We start from the raw sequence: 6628 nt of genomic DNA, 5'->3' as shown, positions 1-6628 counted from the left end.
GGCCGGGCCGCTGTTCGCCGCGGTCGCCAGCCCGCCAATGCCGCCTGCGCCACCCACGCTGGCAGCCACGCCGCCAAAGCCGTCGCCGCCATCGCCGCCACCCGCGTTACCGCCCACGGTGGCGCTGGTGTTGGCCGTCACGTTGCCGATGGCGCCGATCGTGTTGCCCGTCACGACGCCGGTCAGGACACTGTTGGCGGTGGCGGTCGAGGTGTTGAAGGAGCCCGACGTATTCGAGGTGGCGTGCGACCCATTGTTTGCCGAGGCCGCGGCAAACGCCGCCGCAGCAGTTCCACCAGTACTGTTGTTGATGCCCGTGCTGCCGTCTTTGGCCTGGGCGGCCTGGCTATGCTCGTTCGCGAGCGCACCAGAGCCGTTCAGGTCCCGAGTGTGCCAGGTGGCCTGGTCCACATTGCCGGTTGTGTTGTTCGCCTGATTACCGACCGGGTCGGCGTATGCGCTGGCGCCGAAAGCCAGCGAAATCATGACTGCCATCAGAATGCGTTTCATCGTTATCCTTTTGAAAAGTTAGTCATCGAATGACTCTGCTACATCGCTCGAGCCAGCCCAGGTATCAGCAAAATCGGTGCCAGCGCCGCCGCGCCGAGCGCAAGTGCTTGTATTTACAGACGAGACACCGTGAGGTCCGAATCTCCTGGTTGCAACTGCGGGCGGCCGCGGCTTTGAATCGTCGCGGCCTTGTGACACCGCCCCTGGCTACTGCGGTCCTCGCCGCACCGCTCAGCAGTGGGCGCCCCAGTCAAACGCCGCCTGTATCGCTTGTGTGACTGGCGGGCGCGCCGCCGTTACTTGACGTGGATGCCGTGCTTGTCCAGCAGGCGGTACAGCGTCATGCGCGACACGCCCAGCTCGCGCGCCGCGCGCGAAATGTTGTTGCCGGCACGTTCGAGGCCGGCCATGACGGCCGCCCGTTCGGCCTCGATCCGCGATTCGCCCAGGCCAACGCCACCCGGCGGCCCGCTGGCATGCGCCAGACCGAGGTCGCCCGGCGTGATCCGACGCCCTTCGGCGAGCACCATGGCGCGCCGGGTCCGGTTGATCAATTCACGTACATTGCCCGGCCAGTCGTGCTGGCGCAGCGCCTGAATCGCGGCGCTACTGAAACCCTTCAGGCCTGGCGGCTTGTCGGCCGCATACGTGCGGAAGAAATGCTCGGCCAACAAAGGCACATCGGCGCAGCGCTCGCGCAGCGCCGGCACCGTCAGCGGCAGCACGTTAAGGCGGTAATACAGATCTTCGCGGAACAGGCCCTGTTGCACCGCCCGCTGCAAGTCCACGTGCGACGCCGCGATCACCCGGACGTCGACCGCAATGCTGCGGGTGGAGCCGACCCGGTAGATCGTCTTCTCTTGCAGGAAGCGCAGCAGGTTCGCCTGCTGATCCTTGGGCAGCTCCGCGACCTCGTCGAGAAACAGCGTGCCGCCGCCGGCCGCTTCGATCAGGCCTGGCTTGTCGGAAGCGGCGCCGGTGAACGCTCCCCGCACATGTCCGAACAGCTCGGACTGGATCAGCGCCGGCGCGAGCGCGCCACAGTTTACCGGCACGAACGGCCCGTCCGCCCGCTGCGACTGCGCGTGGATCGCGCGCGCGGCCAGTTCCTTGCCGCTGCCGCTTTCGCCCCACACGAACACCGGCGCGTCGGCCTGCGCCACCCGGGCGATCTGGGTACGCAGGCGCCGGATCGCGGCGCTGCCGCCGATCATCGCCGTCGCCGCAGGCTCGGCCGCCGGCTGCGCCGCCTCGCGCAGCGTGGCGACCCCGAACGCATGGCCGAGCGCGTAACCAAGGTTCACCGGGTCAACCGGGTCGGTGTGAAAAGCGTAAAGATGGTCACCCACCAGTTGACGGCAGCGCGCCGAGTCCAGCGCCGCGGGCCGCAACAGGCCGATCCACTGCTGCTTCCAATTCTGGCTCAGGAAGCTGTCCAGCTCGGCGTGTTCGGCTTCGTCCAGCCCGACCAGCAGGCCCACCAGATAGCCATCGGTGCGCAGCGCGCGGCTCGCATCGTGCAGCGTGTGCACGGTGCGCACTTTCCACTCGCGCAGCGCGTGCGCGTGCGCGTACGCGGCAGCCAGATTGCGGTCGGCTGCGATGCAAAGCAATTCCTTGTGGTGCATGTCCCGTCTCTCCATGTCGAGGGCGCAACGCCCGGCGCCCCGCAAGCGTACTGAAGATTGGGGACACGTGCGGCGCCAAGCGCCCATCTTTTGATACAGCTAAGGGCGGCACCAACTGGAGAGCGACAGCGGGAACCAAACAACGCTCCGCTGCCGCAATTGGGGAGATGGAAGAACCGGGGAGCGGGGCCCCGGTTTCAAAGTACTAGACGGCGTCGGGTCCGGTTTCCCCGGTGCGGATGCGGATCACCTGCTCCACTTCCTGCACAAAGATCTTGCCGTCGCCGATCTTGCCGGTGCGCGCGGCCTTGATGATCGCGTCCACCACCTGATCGACCAGCGGATCGTCCACCACCACCTCGATCTTCACCTTGGGCAAGAAATCCACCACATACTCGGCGCCGCGATACAGCTCGGTGTGTCCCTTCTGGCGTCCGAAACCCTTCACCTCGGTGACGGTCAACCCGGTCACGTTCACTTCGGCCAGCGCCTCGCGCACTTCGTCCAGCTTAAATGGCTTGATCACACAGGTAATCTGTTTCATCTCTACTCCCTAACAATAATTACTGAAGATACTAGTCCGGAATATTCGCCAGGTCGTCCATCCAGACCGTCGCCTCCGAATCGCTCGGCGCACGCCAGTCGCCGCGCGGGGACAGCGAACCGCCGTTTCCCACCTTGGGCCCGTTCGGCACGCAGGTGCGCTTGAACTGGCTGGTCTTGAAGAACCGGAACATAAAGATCGTCATGTAGCGCTTGATCGCCGCCAGGTCGTACTCGTTGCGGACCTGGTGCTCGCCGCCCGGCCACGCGCCCTGCTCGCGGTCCTTCCATGCCGAGTACGCGAGAAAGGCGACCTTGCTTGGCGTAAATCCGTAGCGCAGCGTGTAATACAGCGTAAAGTCCTGCAACTCGTATGGCCCGATCACGCTCTCGGTGCTCTGCGCCGGCTTGCCGCTGTCGCCCGCCTTGCCCGGGACCAGTTCGGGGCTGATCTCGGTGTCGAGAATATTGAGCAGCACCTGCGCACCACCGCCGTTGATCTGGCCGGTCTCGGCCACCCAGCGCACCAGGTAGGAGATCAGCGTCTTGGGCACGCTCGCGTTGACGTTATAGTGCGACATCTGGTCGCCCACGCCGTAGGTGCACCAGCCCAGCGCCAGCTCCGACAGGTCGCCGGTGCCGATCACGATCCCGTTGTGGTAGTTCGCGAGACGGAACAGATGGCTGGTGCGTTCGCCCGCCTGCGCGTTCTCGAACGTGACGTCATACTCTTCCTTGCCCTCGACGTACGGATGGCCAAGGTCCTTGAGCATCTGGATGCAGCTCGGACGAATGTCGATTTCGGCGGCGCTGCAGCCGACCGCCTGCATCAGGCTCCTGGCCTGCTCAAGCGTGCGATCGCTGGTCGCAAAGCCCGGCATCGTGTAGCCGAGGATGTTCGTGCGCGGCAGGCCCAGACGGTCCATGGCCTTGGCGCAAACCAGCAGCGCGTGGGTCGAATCCAGGCCGCCGGAAATGCCGATCACGACCTTCCTGATGCCGCTCGCGGACAGGCGCTGGACCAGCCCCTGCACCTGGATGTTATAGACCTCCGTGCAGCGCTCGTCGCGCCGGGCCGGATCGGCCGGCACGTAGGGGAAGCGTTCGATCGCGCGGTCCAGCGGCAGCGCGCGCTCCAGCGGCAGCGCCAGCCGGAAGCGGTTGACGCGGAACTCCGCCACCTTGTCGGCATGCCGGCGCACCGACTGCCCGAAGGTAGTGGTGTGCATGCGATCGGCTGCCAGACGGCCCAGGTCGACGTCCGCGTAGATGATGTGCGAGTCCATGCAAAAGCGCTCGGACTCGGCCAGCTTTTCGCCCTTCTCATAGATCAGCGCCTGCCCGTCCCACGACATGTCGTTGGTCGACTCGCCAAACCCGGCCGAGGTGTACAGGTAGGCCGCGAGGCAGCGCGCCGACTGCTGGCTCACCAGCTGGTGGCGGTAGCCGCTCTTGCCGACCAAAACATCGGACGCGGACAGGTTCACCAGCACCGTGGCCCCGGCCAGCGCCGCGAACGACGAAGGCGGCACCGGCACCCACACATCCTCGCAGATCTCAACGTGGAACCGCAGCAGCGGCAGGTTCTCCAGCTCGAACAGCTGGTTGGCGCCGAACGGGACGCTCTGGCCACGCCATTCGATATGGCTGACGCTCGCGCAATCGGCGGCGTTGAACTGCCGCGCCTCGTAAAACTCGCCATAATTAGGCAGGTAGCTCTTTGGCACGATGCCGAGCACGCGGCCACCGGCCACGACCGCAGCACAGTTGAAAAGCAGGTTGTTGACCCTGAACGGGAGCCCCACTACCATCGCCACCGGAAGGCTGGCCGAAGCGGCCACCACCGCGTGCAGCGCATCTTCGCAAGCGTCGAGCAGCGCGCGCTGGTGGAACAGGTCGTCGCAGGTGTAGGCCGACAAGCCCAGTTCGGGGAACGCGACCAGCACGGCGCCATTGGCGGCGGCTTGTTTGGCCAGCGCCAGGGTCTGCTCGACGTTATATGCCGGATCGGCCACGCGGCAGCGCGGAATCGCAACCGCCACGCGGGCGAATTCGTGTGAGTAGAGATTAAAAAATGGATTGTTCATGGTGAGTCTTTCGCCGCAGGGTCCGCACTCACTTCTTGTTTAGGTACGGAAGCAATTTTGAATTATCGCACGCATATCGTTTCCAATTTGGCCGAGATCGGTCAAGCCGCCTGGGATGGCCTGCTGGCCGGACAGGACAACGCCCCCAATCCCTTCCTGTCGTACGCCTTCCTGCATGCTCTGCACGAGTCCGGCAGCGCCACGGCCGCCAGCGGCTGGCAGCCGCAATTCATCACGCTCTACAATGGCGGCGAGCTTGCCGCGGCCCTGCCGCTGTACGTGAAAGATCACTCGTACGGCGAGTACGTGTTCGACTGGGTGTGGGCCGATGCCTATCAACGCCACGGCCTCGAGTACTACCCCAAGCTGCTGTCGGCAATCCCGTTCACGCCGGTGACCGGGCCGCGCCTGCTCGCGCGCGACGCCGGGGCCCGTGCTGCGTTAATAGGGACGCTGCAGGAGGTCCAACAGGCGGCCGGCGTGTCATCGACCCATATCCTGTTTCCGCCTGATGCAGAAGCGCGCGAGCTTGGCGCGGCCGGCTATATGCTGCGCAGCGGCGTGCAGTTCCACTGGATGAACGAGGGCTTCAGGAGCTTCGACGAATTCCTGTCCACGCTCGAACACAAAAAACGCAAGAACATCCGCGCCGAACGGCGCAAGGTACATGACGCGGGAGTGACGCTGCGCCGCGTGCGCGGCGTGGACGCGACAGAATCGGACTGGCGCTTTTTCAACCGCTGCTACCGCCACACCTACGCGGCGCATTTTTCGAAGCCCTACCTGAATCTGGACTTTTTTCTACGCATCGGCAGCGCGATGCCACAAAACATACTGCTCGTGATAGCCGAACGGGACAGCAAGCCGATAGCGTCATCTCTCGTGATCTACACCGAGGACACGCTGTACGGCCGCTACTGGGGCGCGCTCGAACACGTACCGTGCCTGCATTTCGAGGCCGCGTATTACCAGCCGCTGGAGTTCTGCATCGAGCAGGGCATCAAGGTGTTCGAAGGCGGTGCGCAGGGCGAACACAAGATGGCGCGCGGCTTCCTGCCGACCCGCACGTGGTCGGCGCACTGGTTGGCGCACCCGGCGTTTGCCGATGCGATCGAGCGCTTCCTCGAGCGCGAAGCGGGTGGAGTCGACGAGTATATCGACGAGCTGAACGACCGCAATCCGTTCCGCTTGCGCGGCTCCTAATAGCCGCCAATGTCATTTGGGCGCTCGACGATACTTCTCAGCTATTGCTGCTAATTCAAATTGAACTTCTTTGTATGCATCAGGAACGGCAGTTTGAAGGCTTGCCTGTGCATGAGCCTGAAAGGCTTCATTCACTGCAACGCTTGCTTGCTGAATCCTTCGTCCGGCGGGAGAAGACTGGAAGGCTATGGAAGCGCGTAAATCGTCTAGAGATGTTCGATCTGCGAATTGTCGGGCGACGAATTCAGTAAATTCATCAGTTGTAAGGTAGCCGCAGACTCGGACCTGATATCGACGATACGCTGCTTCAACCTCAGGCCAGTAGGCGGATTGGGGCGATACGCCACGAAACGCCCCAGGGTCGTTTTTGAACAGTACGATAGGGTCGAAGTAAGTTCCTTCAGATTTTTCACATTGCACCAAGTAGGCATTAAACATAGCCTTATAATCCGTGAGCCACACAACTTGGCGAGCGGCCTCTAGCTTCTCTTGGTATGTTTCGGCATAAGCACTAACGCTCAAAACAGAAAAGAGGAAAATGTGAGTAAATTTCATTAGCTTAGCGAAAGCAATAACTCTAGATTCCAATGCATCGAGAAAATGACGGTTCATTATTGTAGGCCTAACGTAAAGTGAGCGTAATAGTGCGGAGTCGAT

The 6628-nt window shown here is 63.1% G+C and carries 5 protein-coding genes and 1 pseudogene; 1 reads left to right on the top strand and 5 read right to left on the bottom strand.

Annotated features, from left to right (window positions below; all coding sequences use genetic code 11):
• From E4O92_RS22480 to E4O92_RS22465, 4 genes and pseudogenes are all read right to left on the bottom strand, one after another.
• A pseudogene (locus E4O92_RS22480) lies at nucleotides 1-510 on the bottom strand (hypothetical protein); the annotation flags it as partial.
• A gap of 296 nt (nucleotides 511-806) precedes the next feature.
• Nucleotides 807-2138, bottom strand: a complete 1332-nt coding sequence (locus E4O92_RS22475; protein ID WP_135191874.1) for a sigma-54 dependent transcriptional regulator — start codon at nucleotides 2136-2138, stop codon at nucleotides 807-809.
• 205 nt (nucleotides 2139-2343) lie between these two features.
• Complete coding sequence (locus tag E4O92_RS22470) at nucleotides 2344-2682, bottom strand: P-II family nitrogen regulator (protein ID WP_135191873.1); 339 nt, start codon at nucleotides 2680-2682, stop codon at nucleotides 2344-2346.
• Between the two features lie 31 nt (nucleotides 2683-2713).
• A complete protein-coding gene (locus E4O92_RS22465) occupies nucleotides 2714-4768 on the bottom strand; it encodes an NAD(+) synthase (protein WP_135191872.1) in 2055 nt (684 codons plus the stop codon).
• 57 nt (nucleotides 4769-4825) lie between these two features.
• Here E4O92_RS22465 and E4O92_RS22460 point away from each other — a divergent pair, with 57 nt between their 5' ends.
• Complete coding sequence (locus tag E4O92_RS22460) at nucleotides 4826-5971, top strand: GNAT family N-acetyltransferase (RefSeq protein ID WP_135191871.1); 1146 nt, start codon at nucleotides 4826-4828, stop codon at nucleotides 5969-5971.
• Nucleotides 5972-5983: 12 nt separating this feature from the next.
• On the opposite strand, the gene E4O92_RS22455 is transcribed toward E4O92_RS22460, so the two are convergent.
• Nucleotides 5984-6583 carry a DUF2059 domain-containing protein gene (locus E4O92_RS22455; RefSeq protein WP_135191870.1) on the bottom strand — a complete coding sequence of 200 codons (600 nt, stop codon included), beginning with the start codon at nucleotides 6581-6583 and terminating at the stop codon, nucleotides 5984-5986.
• Nucleotides 6584-6628: the final 45 nt, after the last annotated feature.

The sequence above is a fragment of the Massilia horti genome, assembly GCF_004614195.1.
GTDB classification, from domain to species: domain Bacteria; phylum Pseudomonadota; class Gammaproteobacteria; order Burkholderiales; family Burkholderiaceae_D; genus Telluria; species Telluria horti.
Note: the sequence above shows the minus strand (reverse complement) of the source record. Positions and strands in the feature narration are given on the sequence as shown.

Coding starts and splice junctions, on each gene's coding strand:
- E4O92_RS22475 (WP_135191874.1), bottom strand. CDS start 2,138: ATGCACCACAAGGAATTGCTTTGCATCGCAGCCGACCGCAATCTGGCT.
- E4O92_RS22470 (WP_135191873.1), bottom strand. CDS start 2,682: ATGAAACAGATTACCTGTGTGATCAAGCCATTTAAGCTGGACGAAGTG.
- E4O92_RS22465 (WP_135191872.1), bottom strand. CDS start 4,768: ATGAACAATCCATTTTTTAATCTCTACTCACACGAATTCGCCCGCGTG.
- E4O92_RS22455 (WP_135191870.1), bottom strand. CDS start 6,583: ATGAACCGTCATTTTCTCGATGCATTGGAATCTAGAGTTATTGCTTTC.